Consider the following 15961-nt stretch of genomic DNA (forward strand, 5'->3'; position numbering starts at 1 on the left):
CATCTGACGGTCTGGGCACTAGAATGCCCGGGTTTTCCCGTCCTTCCCTTTTGACCGAGCCACCCTCACATGCGCCGTCTTCTATTGACCTTTGTTCTGCTGGGCTGCGGCCTGGCCCAGGCTGGCGAACTGCCGGAAACCGATTGGCTGGAGCTGATGCCCAAGTCGGACCAGAAGGCCCTGGAGCAGATGCCGGAAATCGACCACAACTCCCCGGAAGCCAATGGCACCTTCACCGAAAAGGGCGGCCTGAAGCAGAGCAAGGGGTTGCCGGCGGTGATGTATTCCACCAAGACCGTGCCGGCCATGAATGACAAGCAGATCCGCATCGGCGGTTATCCGGTGCCGCTGGAAGCCGATGCCAAGGGGCGCAGCACGCTGTTCTTCCTGGTGCCGTACCCGGGCGCCTGCATCCACGTGCCGCCACCGCCGCCCAACCAGCTGGTGCTGGTGCGTTTTCCCAAGGGCTTGAAGCTGGACGACATCTACACGCCGCTGTGGGTGACCGGCACCCTGAAGATCGAAAAGGTCAGCAACGACCTGGCCGATGCCGCCTATGCCCTGGATGCGGCGAAGGTGCGGGTGGTCAAGGAATCGGATCTCTGAAGCGGCGCATTTGAACGCCGCTGAACGGTAGGAGCCGGCTTGCCGGCGAACGCGGTCTTGAGGGCCTCTTCGCTGGCAAGCCAGCTCCTACGGGGCAGGTGGAGTCAGAGCGGGGCGGCGCTGATGCTGACGCTCAGGGTGTGGCTGGCGCCCGGGGCCAGGGTGACGATGTCGTCCATCACGTTGGCGGTCTCGATGCACAGCATGCGCTGCCAGCCGTCGTCGGCCATGTCGCTGAATTGGGCGGCGCGGTCGATCCAGGGGTTCCAGATCACCGCGGTGCGCGAGCCTTCGCTGCGCAGGCGGATCCGTCGTTGCCAGTCCGGATCGACGATCTCCAGCAGCGCCGGGGCGTTCAGGTAGATGCGGTCGGTCTCGCCGGTAAAGTGCAGGCTGCCGCTCTGGACCTTGGTCTTCCAGTCTTCCAGGGTTTCGATGTAGCTCAGCCCGTCCACGCCTTCGACCTGCACCTGGCGCACATCGCTGACCGCGAAGTAGCTGTGCAGCGCCTGGCTGATGCTCACGCTTTCAGTGCCCAGGTTGTGGCTGCTGAGGCTGATGTGCAGTTGCTGGTCGAGGCGGATGCTCAGGCGCGGTTCCACTTGATGGGGCCAGCCGGGAAAACCACCCGCGGGGCAGGGCAGGCGCAGCTCCACCAGCAGGCTGTCGCCCTGGCTTTCGATGCCCAGCAGCTCCCAGTCGGTGGCCCGCACCAGGCCGTGGGCCGGCGCCGGGTCAGTGCCTTGGCGCATGGCCTGCACCGCCTGCGGGTTGCGGGCAAAGTTGCCGAACCAGGGCCAGCACACCGGCACCCCGGCGCGGATGCTCTTGCCGCGCTTGAACACGGCCTCGTCGTTGAGCCAGATCAGCGGCTGTTGCCCGGCCACTTGATAACTGAGGATGTGCGCGCCCTGCTGGGCCACCAGCAGTTCGGCGTCACCGTGGCGGATGCGCCAGCAGTTCAGTTCATCCAGTTTTACCGTTTCGACCTGGGGCGTAGGCATGCTGCTGTTCTCGTTCGCAAGGTGTGGGCTGCTATGGACCGCAGAACGGTCATCAGGTTTAGCGCGCGCGCGGCGGAACCGAGCGGGTGCGGCCACTGCCATCGATGGCGACGAATACGAACACTGCCTCGGTGACCTTGCGCCATTCGCTGGACAGCGGGTCGTCGCTCCACACTTCCACCATCATCTGGATCGAGCTGCGGCCGATCTCCAGGGTCTGGGTGTAGAAGGACAGCTGCGCGCCCACCGCCACCGGCACCAGGAACGCCATGCGGTCGATGGCCACCGTGGCCACCCGGCCGCCGGCCACGCGGCTGGCCATGGCGGTGCCCGCCAGGTCCATCTGCGCGACCAGCCAGCCGCCGAAAATATCGCCAAAGCCGTTGGTTTCACGGGGCAGTGCGGTGATTTGCAAGGCCAGGTCGCCTTGCGGGATTGGATCTTCTTGTTCGAGTTCTATCATGCCGGGGGGCCTCTGACCCGTGACGCTTCATGGGTACTTCAGGTGAATAGCCGTCTTCAGGAAAAACGATTCAGCCCGAACATACTACGTTCGTCACGTTCTTTCTAAGGCGTGCTAAAGGGAAACTCTGCGAAATCGACTGGCGCTGGCCAGGGCCAGGGGCGCGCAGCAGCGTTTTCGCACAGCAACCCTTGCCAGAAGCGGCTTTGCGCTTCGAGGTCTGCGAGTATATCGGTCGATAGACTCCGCGACGACCCGTCCAGTTCGCAAATTTGTGAGTCATTTGTGCGCCGCTGTGTACGCATTCGAACAATTTGCTATCGTGCCGAACCTGCCAGGCCCCAACCAGCGCTGTTGCGGCTTCCAGAACCGACTAATAAGAGAAGCCCTTGCCATGACCACTGTGCCCTCGAGCGCCGCGCAGCCTGCGCAACCCGCCCGTCCGTTGACCCGTAGTGACTACAAGACATTGTCCCTGTCTGCCCTGGGCGGGGCGCTGGAGTTCTACGACTTCATCATCTTCGTGTTCTTTGCCACCGTGGTCGGCAAGCTGTTCTTCCCGGCGGACATGCCCGAGTGGCTGCGCCTGATGCAGACCTTCGGGATCTTCGCGGCCGGTTACCTGGCGCGGCCCCTGGGCGGGATCGTCATGGCCCACTTTGGCGACCTGCTGGGGCGCAAGAAGATGTTCACCCTGAGCATCTTCATGATGGCGGTGCCGACCCTGATCATGGGCCTGTTGCCGACCTACGCGCAGATCGGCATGTGGGCGCCGATCCTGCTGTTGCTGATGCGGGTGATCCAGGGGGCGGCCATCGGTGGTGAAGTGCCCGGGGCCTGGGTGTTCGTTTCCGAACACGTGCCCCAGCGGCATATCGGCTATGCCTGCGGCACCCTGACCTCGGGCCTGACTGCCGGGATTCTCCTGGGGTCGCTGGTGGCCACTGCGATCAACAGCATCTATACCCCGGTGGAAGTGGCGGATTACGCCTGGCGGATCCCGTTCCTGCTGGGTGGGGTGTTCGGCCTGTTCTCGGTGTACCTGCGCCGCCTGCTCCACGAAACCCCGGTGTTCGCCGAACTGCAACTGCGCAAGGCCCTGGCCGAGGAACTGCCGCTGCGCACGGTGCTGCGTGATCACCGCGGGGCGATCGTGATTTCCATGCTGCTGACCTGGCTGCTGTCCGCCGGGATCATCGTGGTGATCCTGATGACCCCCACCGTGCTGCAGACCGTCTATAAATTCCCGGCCATCACCGCCCTGGAGGCCAACAGCCTGGCCATTATCTTCCTGAGCCTGGGCTGCGTGGCCTCGGGTGCCCTGGCGGACCGATTCGGTGCGGGCAAGGTGTTCGTGTTCGGCAGCGTCTTGTTACTGGTCACTTCCTGGACCTTCTATCACGGCCTGCTGGACAACCCGCAGTGGCTGTTCCCGCTGTATGCCCTGACCGGCCTGTTCGTCGGCACCATCGGCGCGGTGCCTTATGTGATGGTCAAGGCGTTCCCGGCGGTGGTGCGCTTCAGCGGCCTGTCGTTTTCCTACAACCTGGCGTACGCGATCTTCGGTGGCCTGACGCCAATGGTGGTGACCTGGCTGCTCAAGGAAAGCCCCATGGGCCCGGCCTATTATGTTGCAATTATTTGCGGCATCGGCCTGCTGGTGGGGTTGTACCTGTGGGCCAAGGGCCGCTGACCACCACCCTGTAGCCGCTCAGGCCCTGGTGTGCGCTGAAGGGCGCCGCGACCCTGCGGGTCGATCGCAGCCTGCGGCAGCGGCTACAGAGGTTTTTATCGCCGAACAAAGAAAGGCCAGCTTCCGTTCAGGAATGCTGGCCTTTCATCTAATTGTCATATTCCGGACATAGAGTGTTCACACGGCCTACAGATACTTGGCCCCGACTTAACACACCCTATCTGCTAGGAGTAAGGCATGAAACTGAAGCGTTTGATGGCGGCAATGACCTTTGTCGCCGCTGGCGTTGCGACTGCCCACGCGGTTGCCGCTGTTGACCCTGCTATCCCGAGCTACACCAAGACCACTGGTGTGTCGGGCAACCTGTCCAGCGTCGGTTCCGATACCTTGGCGAACCTGATGACCCTGTGGGCCGAGAACTACAAAAAAGAATACCCGAACGTCAACATTCAGATTCAGGCCGCCGGCTCCGCCACCGCGCCACCCGCGCTGACCGAAGGCACCTCCAACCTGGGCCCGATGAGCCGCAAGATGAAGGACACGGAACTGGCGGCCTTCGAGCAGAAGTACGGCTACAAGCCAACCGCTATCCCGGTGGCCGTGGACGCCCTGGCCGTGTTCGTGCACAAGGACAACCCGATCCAGCACCTGACCATGGAACAGGTCGACGCGATCTTCTCCTCGACTCGTCTGTGCGGCGCCAAGGAAGAAGTGAAGACCTGGGGCGACCTGGGCGTGAAGGGCGACCTGGCCAACAAGCCGGTTCAGCTGTTCGGTCGCAACTCGGTATCCGGCACTTACGGCTACTTCAAGGAAGAAGCCCTGTGCAAAGGCGACTACAAGCCTAACGTCAACGAACAGCCTGGTTCGGCGTCGGTGGTGCAATCCATCAGCTCCTCGCTGAACGGCATCGGCTACTCGGGCATCGGCTACAAGACCGCCAGCGTGAAGACCGTGGCCCTGGCCAAGAAAGGCAGCACCGACTTCATCGAAGACACCGAAGAAAACGCCCTGAACGGCAAGTACCCGCTGTCGCGTTTCCTCTACGTCTACGTCAACAAGGCCCCGAACAAGCCTCTGGCCCCGCTGGAAGCCGAGTTCGTGAAACTGGTCCTGTCCAAACAGGGTCAGGAAGTGGTCGTCAAAGACGGCTACATCCCACTGCCAGCCAAGGTGGCCGCCAAGGCACTGGCTGACCTGGGCCTGAAAGAAGGCGCATAAGCCGCCTCCGAAGGTCCGGGCTCCCCGGACCTTCTCGTTTTCGTAGGAGTTGGCCGGGCGGCGTTCCGCTTGCCAGGGAAAGCGCCCGGAATGGCGACCCAGGCTTAAGGCTGGTTCGTCGGCCTGCCGGCTCCTGCAACCTCATTTTCTGTCCGCTGCCGGCCCTGCCATGCGGCGGATTTGTTGCGTCACTGCATTGTCATCTTTCTGTCATACAGGATCGCTAGGGTGTGCGCATGAATGATCTGGCCAACTCCACCATGACTACGACTTCTCCCCCCAAGCGCATTGACTTCAATACGCCTGAACTGCAACGCAAGCGTCGCATCCGCGCGCTCAAAGACCGCCTGACCCGTTGGTACGTCCTTGTCGGCGGCCTCGCGGTACTGGGTGCTATCACCCTGATCTTCTTCTTCCTCGCCTATGTCGTCGCACCGCTGTTCCAGGGCGCCGAGCTGACCGCCAAGGACCCTCTGACTCCCGCCTGGATGCAGGACGCCGGCAAGCCGCTGATGTTCTCCCTGGAAGAGCAGAACCAGGTTGGCATGCGTGTCTCCGACAAGGGCCAGGCGCTGTTCTTCGACATCGATAGTGGCGCCGAGCTGCGCAAGGTCGACCTGCCGATCCCGGCGGGCGCCAGCGTCACCTCCATCGGCAAGGACCAGCCCGGCAACCCGCTGGTGGTGGTCGGCCTGTCCAACGGCCAGGCCCTGGTGTTCCGTCATACCTACAAGGTCAGCTACCCGGACGGCAAGAAGACCATCTCGCCGGCCATCGAGTACCCCTACGGCGAGACCCCCATCACCCTGAACGAGCAGGGCGGTGCGCTGGAGCACGTCAACCTCAATGCCACCGATTCGTCGCTGATCGTTGCCGGTTCTACCGCTTCGCAGTTGCAAGTGCTGAAGCTGACCCGCGAAGAAAACATGATGACCGGCGAGGTCACCAGCGAGCAGAGCCGCATCGAGCTGCCGCAGATGACCGAGCCGGTCAAGGCCATGTACATCGACCCGCGCCAGCAGTGGCTGTACGTGATCAACGGGCGCGCCCAGGCCGACGTCTTCAGCCTGCGGGACAAGAGCCTCAACGGTCGCTACAAACTGCTGGAAGACGCCGATACCGAAGTCACCGCCAGCACCCAGCTGGTGGGCGGCATCTCGCTGATCATCGGGACCTCCAAGGGCGGCCTGGCCCAGTGGTTCATGGCCCGCGACCCGGACGGCGAGCTGCGCCTGAAGCAGATCCGCACCTTCCAGATGGGCACTGCGCCCATTGTTGAAATCACCGCCGAAGAGCGTCGCAAGGGTTTCGTTGCCCTGGACGCCGCCGGCAAGCTCGGGGTGTTCCACAGCACCGCCCACCGCACCCTGCTGGTGGACCAGGTGGTAGACGGCCAGGGCCTGTTCGGCCTGTCGCCACGGGCCAACCGGGTAATCGTCGAGGCCGGCGGCAAGCTGCAGCCCCTGGTGCTCGACAACCCGCACCCGGAAGTGTCCTGGAGCGCGCTGTGGAGCAAGGTCTGGTACGAGAACTACGACGAGCCTAAATACGTCTGGCAATCCACCGCGGCCAACACCGATTTCGAACCCAAGCTGAGCCTCTCGCCCCTGACCTTCGGTACCCTGAAGGCGGCGTTCTACGCCATGCTGCTGGCGGCGCCATTGGCGGTGGCGGCGGCGATCTACACCGCCTACTTCATGGCCCCGGGCATGCGCCGCAAGGTCAAGCCGGTGATCGAGCTGATGGAGGCGATGCCGACGGTGATCCTCGGTTTCTTCGCCGGCCTGTTCCTCGCGCCCTATGTCGAAGGCCACTTGCCGGGCATCTTCAGCCTGCTGCTCCTGCTGCCGATCGGCATCCTGGTGGCCGGTTTCGCCTGGAGCCGCCTGCCCGAGTCGCTGCGCCTGAAAGTGCCGGACGGCTGGGAAAGCGCGATCCTGATCCCGGTGATCATCTTCGTCGGCTTCCTCTCGCTGTACATGAGCCCGTTCATGGAGAACTGGTTCTTCGGTGGTGACATGCGCATGTGGATCTCCCACGATCTGGGGATTACCTACGACCAGCGCAACGCCCTGGTAGTGGGCCTGGCCATGGGCTTTGCGGTGATCCCGAACATCTACTCGATCGCCGAAGACGCCGTGTTCAGCGTGCCACGGGGCCTGACCCTGGGCTCCCTGGCCCTGGGCGCCACGCCGTGGCAGACCATGACGCGGGTGGTGATCCTCACCGCCAGCCCGGGGATCTTCTCGGCGCTGATGATCGGCATGGGCCGCGCCGTGGGCGAGACCATGATCGTACTGATGGCCACCGGCAACACCCCGGTCATGGAAATGAACCTGTTCGAAGGCCTGCGCACCCTGGCCGCCAACGTCGCGGTGGAAATGCCCGAATCGGAAGTCGGCGGTAGCCACTACCGCGTGCTGTTCCTCTCGGCGCTGGTGCTGCTGCTGTTCACCTTCGTCATGAACACCCTCGCCGAGCTGATCCGTCAGCGTCTGCGCAAGAAATACTCGTCGCTTTAAGAAAGGTAGAAGTCTGTGAAACAGAACTCCCTAAAAGACTGGTTCAAGAGCGGCGCCCCCGGCGTCTGGATCAGCGGTGGCGCGGTGTCCATCGCGGTCATCATGACCATCGGCCTGCTGGCGGTGATCGCCGTGCGTGGCCTCGGCCACTTCTGGCCAGCCGACCTGGTGCATGCCAACTACGACGTTCCGGGCCAGGCCAACCACCTGGTCATCGGTGAAGTGGTGCAGAAGGAAGAAGTGCCCCGGGCGCGCCTGAAGAGTGCCGGCCTGCCGGTGCCCGACCAGGGCCCGGAGTTCATGACCCGCGAGCTGATCAAGGTCGGCAACCGTGACCTGAACGGCAACGACTTCACCTGGATCGTCGGCGAGTGGCTGACCAACCAGAGCTACCCCAAAGAGCTGATGGCCATCGAGCGCCGTGAGTGGGGCAACTTCTACGGCTACCTGGTCAACGTCAAGGAAAGCGGCAAGGTGATCGCCGAAGGCGAAGCCGCCTGGCCCGAGCTGCAAGCGCGGATCGACCGGGTGAACAAGCTGGCCGCCCAGCTCAAGACCCTGGAGAAATCCGACATCGGCGCCATCAACGCCGGCCTGGAACGCATCCGCCTGCACGGCCGCAAGCTGGAGCTGGACGGCAAGCTGGATGCCGCGGCCCAGGCCGACATGGATGCCGAGCGCGCCGAACTCAATGCCCGCTACCAGGACATCGAGGCGCGCCTGAGCGACCTGCACGCCCAGTTCAACCGCGACAGCCTGACCGCCCGTGATGCCAACGGCAAGGAAGTGGAGATCGGCCTGGGCAAGGTGGTACACGCCTACCAGCCGAACGCCATGGGCACTTTTACCAAGATCGGTTTCTACTTCAGCAAGGTCTGGGAGTTCCTCAGCGATGACCCGCGCGAAGCCAACACCGAGGGCGGTATTTTCCCGGCCATTTTCGGCACCGTGATGATGACCCTGATCATGGCCATGATCGTCACCCCGTTCGGCGTGCTGGCAGCGGTCTACCTGCGTGAATATGCCAAGCAGAACACCCTGACCCGGGTGATCCGCATTGCGGTGAACAACCTGGCGGGGGTTCCGGCCATCGTCTACGGTGTGTTCGGCCTGGGCTTCTTCGTCTACGTGCTGGGCGGCTCCGTGGACCGTCTGTTCTTCCCCGAAGCGCTGCCGGCGCCGACCTTCGGCACCCCGGGCCTGCTCTGGGCTTCCCTGACCCTGGCGCTGCTGGCGGTGCCGGTGGTGATCGTGGCCACCGAAGAAGGCCTGGCGCGGATTCCCCGCACCGTGCGTGAAGGCTCCCTGGCCCTGGGCGCGACCAAGGCCGAGACCTTGTGGAAGATCGTGCTGCCCATGGCCAGCCCGGCGATGATGACCGGCATGATCCTCGCGGTGGCCCGTGCCGCCGGTGAAGTGGCGCCGCTGATGCTGGTGGGTGTGGTGAAGCTGGCGCCGTCGCTGCCGCTGGACGGCAACTACCCGTACCTGCACCTGGACCAGAAGATCATGCACCTGGGCTTCCACATCTACGACGTCGGCTTCCAGAGCCCCAACGTCGAGGCGGCGCGGCCGCTGGTGTACGCCACCGCGCTGCTGCTGGTGCTGGTGATCGCCACCCTGAACCTGTCGGCGGTGTGGATCCGTAACCACCTGCGTGAAAAATACAAGGCACTGGACAGCTGATCGGCTGGCTTGTGTGGACGCTGGCTTGCGTAGGAGCTGGCGTGCCAGCGAAGGCGCCCACAAGGGCGACACAAGGCCTGCAGGCCTCTTCGCCGGCAAGCCGGTTCCTACAAACAGAATGATGTCGCCGCTGGCCAGATGCCTGCGGTTCACGACAAACGAATTGGTAGCACAGGGAGCATCCCATGCAACACGAAGCACACACTCATGGCATCAACATGTCCGCCCTGGGCCGCGACAAGCAGAGCCTGAGCCTGGAACAGGAAACCGTGGCCATCGAAGTGCCCGGCCTGAGCCTGTACTACGGCGAGAAACAGGCGCTGTTCGACGTCAGCATGAACATCCCCAAGCAGCGCGTGACCGCCTTCATCGGCCCGTCCGGTTGCGGCAAGTCGACCCTGCTGCGGACCTTCAACCGCATGAACGACCTGGTGGACGGCTGCCGCGTAGAGGGTGCGATCAACCTCTACGGCAACAACATCTATCGCAAGGGCGAAGACGTGGCCGAGCTGCGTCGCCGGGTCGGCATGGTGTTCCAGAAGCCCAACCCGTTCCCCAAGACCATCTATGAAAACGTGGTCTACGGCCTGCGCATCCAGGGCATCAACAAGAAGCGCGTGCTCGACGAAGCCGTGGAATGGGCCCTCAAGGGCGCGGCGCTGTGGGACGAGGTCAAGGACCGCCTGCATGATTCGGCCCTGGGCCTGTCCGGCGGCCAGCAGCAGCGTCTGGTGATCGCCCGGACCATCGCCGTGGAGCCGGAAGTGCTGTTGCTGGACGAACCCTGCTCGGCCCTGGACCCGATCTCGACCCTGAAGGTCGAGGAGCTGATCTATGAGCTCAAGTCCAAGTTCACCATCGTCATCGTGACCCACAACATGCAGCAGGCGGCGCGGGTTTCCGACTACACCGCCTTCATGTACATGGGCAAACTGGTGGAGTTCGGCGATACCGACACGCTGTTCACCAACCCGGCGAAGAAGCAGACCGAAGACTACATTACCGGGCGCTATGGCTAGAAAGCAGCTGCCAGCCGCAGGTTTCACGCGGCGCAACAGAGGCGGTGCGCGACATCCGGATCACAATTTAACTGCTTGAAGCTTGCGGCTTGAAGCTTGCAACTTTCGCGGAGCGAACACGATGATTTCGAAGGAAGGCTTAACCCATCACATCTCCCAGCAGTTCAATGCCGAGCTGGAAGAAGTACGCAGCCACCTCCTGGCCATGGGCGGGCTGGTGGAGAAGCAAGTCAATGACGCGGTCACAGCGCTGATCGAGGCCGACTCCGGCCTGGCCCAGCAGGTGCGCGAGATCGACGACCAGATCAACCAGATGGAACGCAATATCGACGAGGAATGCCTGCGCATTCTCGCCCGTCGCCAGCCGGCGGCCTCGGACCTGCGTTTGATCATCAGCATCTCCAAGTCGGTGATCGACCTGGAGCGCATCGGCGACGAAGCCACCAAGATCGCCCGCCGGGCCATCCAGCTCTGCGAAGAGGGCGAGGCCCCGCGTGGCTACGTGGAAGTGCGGCATATCGGCGACCAGGTGCGCAACATGGTGCGCGATGCCCTGGACGCCTTTGCCCGCTTCGATGCCGACCTGGCACTTTCGGTGGCCCAGTACGACAAGATCATCGACCGCGAATACAAGACCGCGCTGCGTGAGCTGGCCACCTACATGATGGAAGACCCACGCTCTATCTCGCGGGTTCTGAGCATTATCTGGGTGCTGCGCTCGCTGGAGCGGATCGGCGACCACGCGCGCAACATTTCCGAGCTGGTGATTTATCTGGTGCGCGGCACCGATGTTCGTCACCTTGGGCTCAAGCGCATGAAGCAGGAAGTTGAAGGTACCAGTGGCGAATCCGCTAATGTTCCGGATGAAACTGACGATAAGTAAGAGTGCCCGAGAAGAGCGCCCGGCCTTTTGGCCGGGCGTTTTTGTTTGTGCTCCTGGAAATTGAAAAGCAGCACCCGCGAACGAAAAGTCCCGGCGTGACTGAAGAGTTTTGGCAAAGTGCCATCAGCCAGCGTTATGCTTGCCGGGATTTTTAAAGGGGTGGTCGATGAGTAAGGTAAGTGTGTTGGTGGTGGATGACGCTTCGTTCATTCGTGACCTGGTGAAGAAGTGCCTGCGCAACTACTTCCCTGGCATCAAGATCGAAGACGCGATCAATGGCAAGAAGGCCCAGGCGATGCTCGCCCGTGAAGCCTTCGACCTGGTCCTGTGCGACTGGGAAATGCCGGAAATGTCCGGCCTTGAGCTGCTGACCTGGTGCCGCGAGCAAGATGCGCTGAAGGCCATGCCGTTCATCATGGTCACCAGCCGGGGCGACAAGGAAAACGTGGTGCAGGCGATCCAGGCCGGGGTTTCCGGTTATGTGAGCAAGCCTTTTACCAACGAACAGCTGCTGACCAAGGTCAAGCAGGCGCTGAACAAGGTCGGCAAGCTCGACACCTTGATGAACAGCGCGCCGACCAAGATGAACTCGGCCTTTGGCAACGACTCCCTGAGCGCCCTGACTGGCGGCAAGCCGGCGGTGGTGGGGGCGGCTTCCGCTCCGGTCAATCCGTTCGCCAAACCGGCGGCTGCCGCCCCGGCTCCAGCTCCAGCGGCAGCAGCGCCGGCCCGCGGTTTGCTCAACAGCCCTCCGGTCAAGGCCCCGGCGCCTGCGGCAGCGGCCGGTGGTGGTCGTGGCCAGGGCCAACTGCGGCTGTCCAGCGGCAACCAGCAGTGTGTGATCAAGGCCCTGAGCATCAAGGAAGCCTTGCTGGTGGTGAAGCGCACCGACAGCCTGCCCCAGGTGCTGGAGAGCGCGGTGCTGGACCTGGAGCAGGGCGACAACGCCGAAGTGGCGCGGCTCAATGGCTACCTGCATGCGGTGGTGGCCTTTGAACCCAAGCCGGACAGCGAGTGGCTGCAGCTGACTTTCCGCTTCGTGGACCAGGATGCCCAGAAGCTCGACTACATCTCCCGCCTGATCGCCCGCGGCACCGCCCAGAAGCACTTCGTTCCAGGCGCCTGATCCTTGCCGGCCGCCTCGCTGTAGGAGCTGGCTTGCCAGCGAATGCGCCCACAAGGGCAGCACAAGGCTTGATGGCCTCTTCGCCGGCAAGCCGGCTCCTACGGTGGCAGGTGCGTAAGCCGCGAGAACACCCTCTTGCTGTGTAGGAGCTGGCTTGCCAGCGAAGGCGCCCGCAAGGGCAGCACAAGGCTTGAAGGCCTCTTCGCCGGCATGCCGGCTCCTACGGTGGCAGGTGCGTAAGCCGCGAGAACACCCTCTTGCTGTGTAGGAGCTGGCTTGCCAGCGAAGGCGCCCGCAAGGGCAGCACAAGGCTTGAAGGCCTCTTTGCCGGCAAGCCGGTTCCTGCGGTGATGGGAGGCAGCGGAAATCTGCTGAAAACACTTTCCCACTGCGGGCTTTTACCGGCCGCCGAGGCGGGCTGCTGCGTCATCCCGCTATCGAGCGAGCAACTCGCAACATAGGCCGTAACCCTCAAGCCACAAGGCGTGCTCCGCCCCCCTCGGTACTTTCCGCCGTACGTCAGATTAATTTTTTTGCGCTTGATTTATATCTGTTTGGATATAGATTTCAGGTGGCGCTCTTTATTGCTCACCCCTTGCGGCCATGCCTTGAAACAACCCGGCGCGACCGGTCCTGGCCGTGTTGATTAGCCTTGTTCCTGGTCATTAACAGGAGAGGTTCGATGCCCAGGCACAAGGATGTGGTGTTTGTCGGGAGCGCGCTGCGGGATCTCAGGGCGTTCCCTGAAGATGCCCGTCGGGCCGCCGGTTTCCAGCTGGATCTGCTGCAGCAGGGTGAACAGCCCTACGATTGCAGGTCGGTGAAAACCATTGGCCCGGGCGTTTTCGAGATCAGGATCCATGAGGATTCAGGGGCGTTTCGGTTGTTCTATGTGGTCCGGCGGGCCGCGGCCATTTATGTGTTGCACGCGGTGCGCAAGACCACCCGCAAGACCGAGGCGCGGGATATAGAGCTGGCTCGTGCCAGATATCAGGAAACAGGTTCACGCCATGACTGACCAACCGATCAACCAGCGCTTTGCCAGTGTCTGGGATGCCCTTGAAGCCACTCCCCAGGAGGCCGCCAACATGCGCCTGCGGGCCAAGCTGATGCTGGAACTGGGCAAGACCGTGCAGGCCTGGGGGGGGTCGCAGAAGGAGGCGGCCAGGCGCCTCAATATCACCCAGCCCCGGCTCAACGATGTGCTCAGTGGCAAGATCAACAAGTTCTCCCTCGATGCGCTGGTCAACCTCTGCGAGGCGGCGCAACTGGGGGTGGACATCCACTTCTACGCTGGCGGCATTGAACCCTTGGCGCCCGCCTGATTCATACAAGCTCCATATCAGGCTGCTAGCGTGATTCCACCCTCTGCCAAGAAGCTGCCGAATGTTTGTGCGCCTGCTGTTTTTCTGTGGATTGTCTTTAGCCGCCACATCGCTGGCGGCGATGACTGTGTACAAGTCCATCGACGCCAATGGCGTGGTCTCCTACAGCGACCGGCCTTCGCCGGGGGCCCAGGAGTTCGTGTTCCGCGACCGCATGGTGGAGCACCTTGAGCGCCAGGTGCGCCTGGATATCCAGAAGCACAGGGGGGTGGATGCGGTGTATGTGCGCAATGACCTGTATGCCCCGGTGGAAGTGGAGTTGAGCTTTGCCGGGTTGAGCAATGTCAGCGGCGCTCCGGGGCAGCCGATCCGCCAGGTGCTGCCGGCCCGCAGCAGGCAGCGCCTGGCGCTGCTCACGGCGATTCGCGCCGACCAGCCTCTGAGCTATGCCCCCAGGTTCCGTTATTCCCTGGGGGATCCGGCAGGCGCCACCCAGGCCTATCGCTACCCGCTGCCCTGGCGTGGCGGGCCGTTTCGCCTGACCCAGGGCGCCAATGGCCAATACAGCCATTTCAGCCCCAAGAGCCGCTATGCGATGGATATCGCCATGCCGGTGGGGACGCCGATCATTGCGGCCCGGGGCGGGGTGGTGGTGAAGACCGAGAACGCCCAGAACGGGCGGGGCAATAACCCGGCGGGCAATTTCGTCCGGGTGCTGCACGACGACGGCACCATGGGCGTGTACCTGCACCTCAAGCAGGGTTCGGTCAGCGTGCGGGAGGGCCAGCGAGTGGCGGTGGGCAGCGCCCTGGGGCTGTCGGGCAACACCGGCAACAGCAGTGGGCCGCACCTGCATTTCGTGGTGCAGCGCAATACCGGGTTGGGGCTGGTGTCGATTCCCTATCAGTTCAACCAGCCCCTGGGGGATCTGCCGAATTTTGCCCTGGGCAACCAATAACCTGCCCGTAGGAGCCGGCTTGGCGGCGAAAGGGCCGTCAATCCAGCATCAGCACCTTGGCCAGGATGATCTTCGGTCCCTTCATCTTCTTGATGATGATGCGCAGGCCTTCGACCTCCAGTACTTCTTCCTCTTCCGGCACCCGTTTCAGGGTTTCGTACACCAGGCCGGCGAGGGTTTCGGCCTCGATATGGTCCAGGTCGATGCCCAGTAGGCGTTCCACCTTGAACAGCGGGGTGTCACCGCGCACCAGCAGCTTGCCCGGCTGGTAGGCCAGGATGCCGCGCTCGGTCTTGCGGTGTTCGTCCTGGATATCGCCCACCAGCACTTCAAGCACGTCTTCCATGGTCAGGTAGCCAATGACCTTGCCGTCGGCTTCTTCCACCAGGGCGAAGTGCGAGCCGCCCTTGCGGAACTGCTCCAGCAACTGCGACAGCGGCATGTGCCGGGATACGCGCTCCAGCGGGCGGGTCAGCTCGGCCAGGTTGAACGACTCGGGAATGTGGTCCAGGGCCGCCAGTTCCAGCAGCAGGTCCTTGATGTGCAGCAGGCCGACGAATTCGTTGCGCTCGCTGTCGTAGACCGGATAGCGGCTGAACTTGTGGCGGCGGAACAGGGCGAGGATTTCCTTGAGCGGCGCGTTGAACTCGACGCTGATCAGGTCTTCCCGGGAATTGGCCCAGTCCACCACTTCCAGTTCGCCCATTTCCACCGCCGAGGCCAGTACGCGCATGCCCTGGTCGCTGGGGTCCTGGCCGCGGCTGGAGTGCAGGATCAGCTTGAGTTCTTCGCGGCTGTAGTGGTGTTCGTGGTGCGGGCCGGGCTCGCCCTGCCCGGCGATGCGCAAGATGGTGTTGGCGCTGGCGTTGAGCAGGTAGATGGCCGGGTACATCAGCCAGTAGAACAGGTACAGCGGCACCGCCGTCCACAGCGACAGCAGCTCCGGCTTGCGGATCGCCCAGGATTTGGGCGCCAGCTCGCCGACCACGATGTGCAGGTAGGAAATGATGAAGAACGCGGTGAAGAACGACACGCCGCGGATCACTTCCGGAGAGCTCACGCCCAGGGCGCCCAGCAGCGGCTCCAGCAGATGGGCGAAGGCCGGCTCACCGACCCAGCCCAGGCCCAGGGAGGCCAGGGTGATGCCCAGTTGGCAGGCCGAGAGGTAGGCGTCGAGCTGGCTGTGCACGGTGCGCAGGATCTGCCCGCGCCAGCCGTTCTTGTGGGCAATGGCCTCGACCCGGGTCGAGCGCAGCTTGACCATGGCGAACTCCGCCGCAACGAAAAAGCCGTTGAGCAGGACCAGGATCAGAGCAAAAAGAATCATGCCGAAGTCGGCGAAAAGAGACGCGAGGGTAAAACCAGGGGAAGGGTCCATGATGGAGTTTTGCGGGTTCCGTGTATTCGAAAAGGAAGGAAATGCGGTGCCTGAAAGGCAGGCACAAGTTACGCAAT

At 63.0% G+C, this 15961-nt stretch carries 14 protein-coding genes; 11 read left to right on the forward strand and 3 right to left on the reverse strand.

The window, feature by feature from the left end; all coding sequences use genetic code 11:
* Window positions 1–69: 69 nt before the first annotated feature.
* The gene (locus BM382_RS17380; protein ID WP_011064288.1) at window positions 70–606 is read left to right on the forward strand and encodes a DUF3299 domain-containing protein; all 537 of its coding nucleotides are present in this window, start codon (window positions 70–72) and stop codon (window positions 604–606) included.
* A gap of 104 nt (window positions 607–710) precedes the next feature.
* Here the strand turns inward: BM382_RS17380 and BM382_RS17385 are convergent, their stop codons facing one another.
* Together BM382_RS17385 and BM382_RS17390 are read right to left on the reverse strand one after the other, a co-directional pair.
* Window positions 711–1610, reverse strand: coding sequence for a D-hexose-6-phosphate mutarotase (locus BM382_RS17385; RefSeq protein ID WP_072443431.1), 900 nt, complete (start codon window positions 1608–1610; stop codon window positions 711–713).
* Window positions 1611–1668: 58 nt separating this feature from the next.
* The gene (locus tag BM382_RS17390) at window positions 1669–2073 is read right to left on the reverse strand and encodes an acyl-CoA thioesterase (protein WP_003229628.1); all 405 of its coding nucleotides are present in this window, start codon (window positions 2071–2073) and stop codon (window positions 1669–1671) included.
* A 403-nt stretch (window positions 2074–2476) separates the two neighbouring features.
* On the opposite strand from BM382_RS17390, the gene BM382_RS17395 reads away from it, so the two are divergent.
* The 10 genes from BM382_RS17395 (at window position 2477) to BM382_RS17440 (ending at window position 14506) form a co-directional block, all read left to right on the forward strand.
* Window positions 2477–3766, forward strand: a complete 1290-nt coding sequence (locus tag BM382_RS17395; RefSeq protein ID WP_170866337.1) for an MFS transporter — start codon at window positions 2477–2479, stop codon at window positions 3764–3766.
* Between the two features lie 237 nt (window positions 3767–4003).
* The gene (locus BM382_RS17400; protein ID WP_011064285.1) at window positions 4004–4987 is read left to right on the forward strand and encodes a phosphate ABC transporter substrate-binding protein PstS; all 984 of its coding nucleotides are present in this window, start codon (window positions 4004–4006) and stop codon (window positions 4985–4987) included.
* A 488-nt stretch (window positions 4988–5475) separates the two neighbouring features.
* Window positions 5476–7509 carry an ABC transporter permease subunit gene (locus BM382_RS17405; RefSeq protein ID WP_169892551.1) on the forward strand — a complete coding sequence of 678 codons (2034 nt, stop codon included), beginning with the start codon at window positions 5476–5478 and terminating at the stop codon, window positions 7507–7509.
* A gap of 15 nt (window positions 7510–7524) precedes the next feature.
* Window positions 7525–9195 carry a phosphate ABC transporter permease PstA gene (gene pstA / locus BM382_RS17410; protein ID WP_011064283.1) on the forward strand — a complete coding sequence of 557 codons (1671 nt, stop codon included), beginning with the start codon at window positions 7525–7527 and terminating at the stop codon, window positions 9193–9195.
* A gap of 185 nt (window positions 9196–9380) precedes the next feature.
* Complete coding sequence (gene pstB / locus BM382_RS17415) at window positions 9381–10214, forward strand: phosphate ABC transporter ATP-binding protein PstB (protein WP_011064282.1); 834 nt, start codon at window positions 9381–9383, stop codon at window positions 10212–10214.
* A gap of 121 nt (window positions 10215–10335) precedes the next feature.
* Window positions 10336–11097, forward strand: coding sequence for a phosphate signaling complex protein PhoU (phoU, locus tag BM382_RS17420; RefSeq protein WP_011064281.1), 762 nt, complete (start codon window positions 10336–10338; stop codon window positions 11095–11097).
* A 166-nt stretch (window positions 11098–11263) separates the two neighbouring features.
* Entirely contained in the window at window positions 11264–12223 is a 960-nt protein-coding gene (locus BM382_RS17425) for a response regulator (RefSeq protein WP_019093932.1), read from the forward strand.
* A gap of 682 nt (window positions 12224–12905) precedes the next feature.
* Window positions 12906–13241 (forward strand): type II toxin-antitoxin system RelE/ParE family toxin, encoded by a 336-nt coding sequence (locus BM382_RS17430; RefSeq protein ID WP_011064279.1) that lies wholly within the window; start codon window positions 12906–12908, stop codon window positions 13239–13241.
* Complete coding sequence (locus tag BM382_RS17435) at window positions 13234–13548, forward strand: helix-turn-helix domain-containing protein (protein ID WP_072443433.1); 315 nt, start codon at window positions 13234–13236, stop codon at window positions 13546–13548. Before BM382_RS17430 ends, BM382_RS17435 begins: the two co-directional genes overlap by 8 nt.
* 61 nt (window positions 13549–13609) lie before the next feature.
* A complete protein-coding gene (locus BM382_RS17440) occupies window positions 13610–14506 on the forward strand; it encodes a peptidoglycan DD-metalloendopeptidase family protein (protein WP_072443435.1) in 897 nt (298 codons plus the stop codon).
* Window positions 14507–14543: 37 nt separating this feature from the next.
* Here BM382_RS17440 and BM382_RS17445 read toward each other — a convergent pair whose 3' ends face one another.
* The gene (locus BM382_RS17445) at window positions 14544–15884 is read right to left on the reverse strand and encodes a hemolysin family protein (protein WP_011064276.1); all 1341 of its coding nucleotides are present in this window, start codon (window positions 15882–15884) and stop codon (window positions 14544–14546) included.
* Window positions 15885–15961 lie beyond the last annotated feature (77 nt).

Source organism: Pseudomonas sp. NFPP25 (assembly GCF_900116505.1).
Taxonomy (GTDB): Bacteria; Pseudomonadota; Gammaproteobacteria; order Pseudomonadales; family Pseudomonadaceae; genus Aquipseudomonas; species Aquipseudomonas protegens.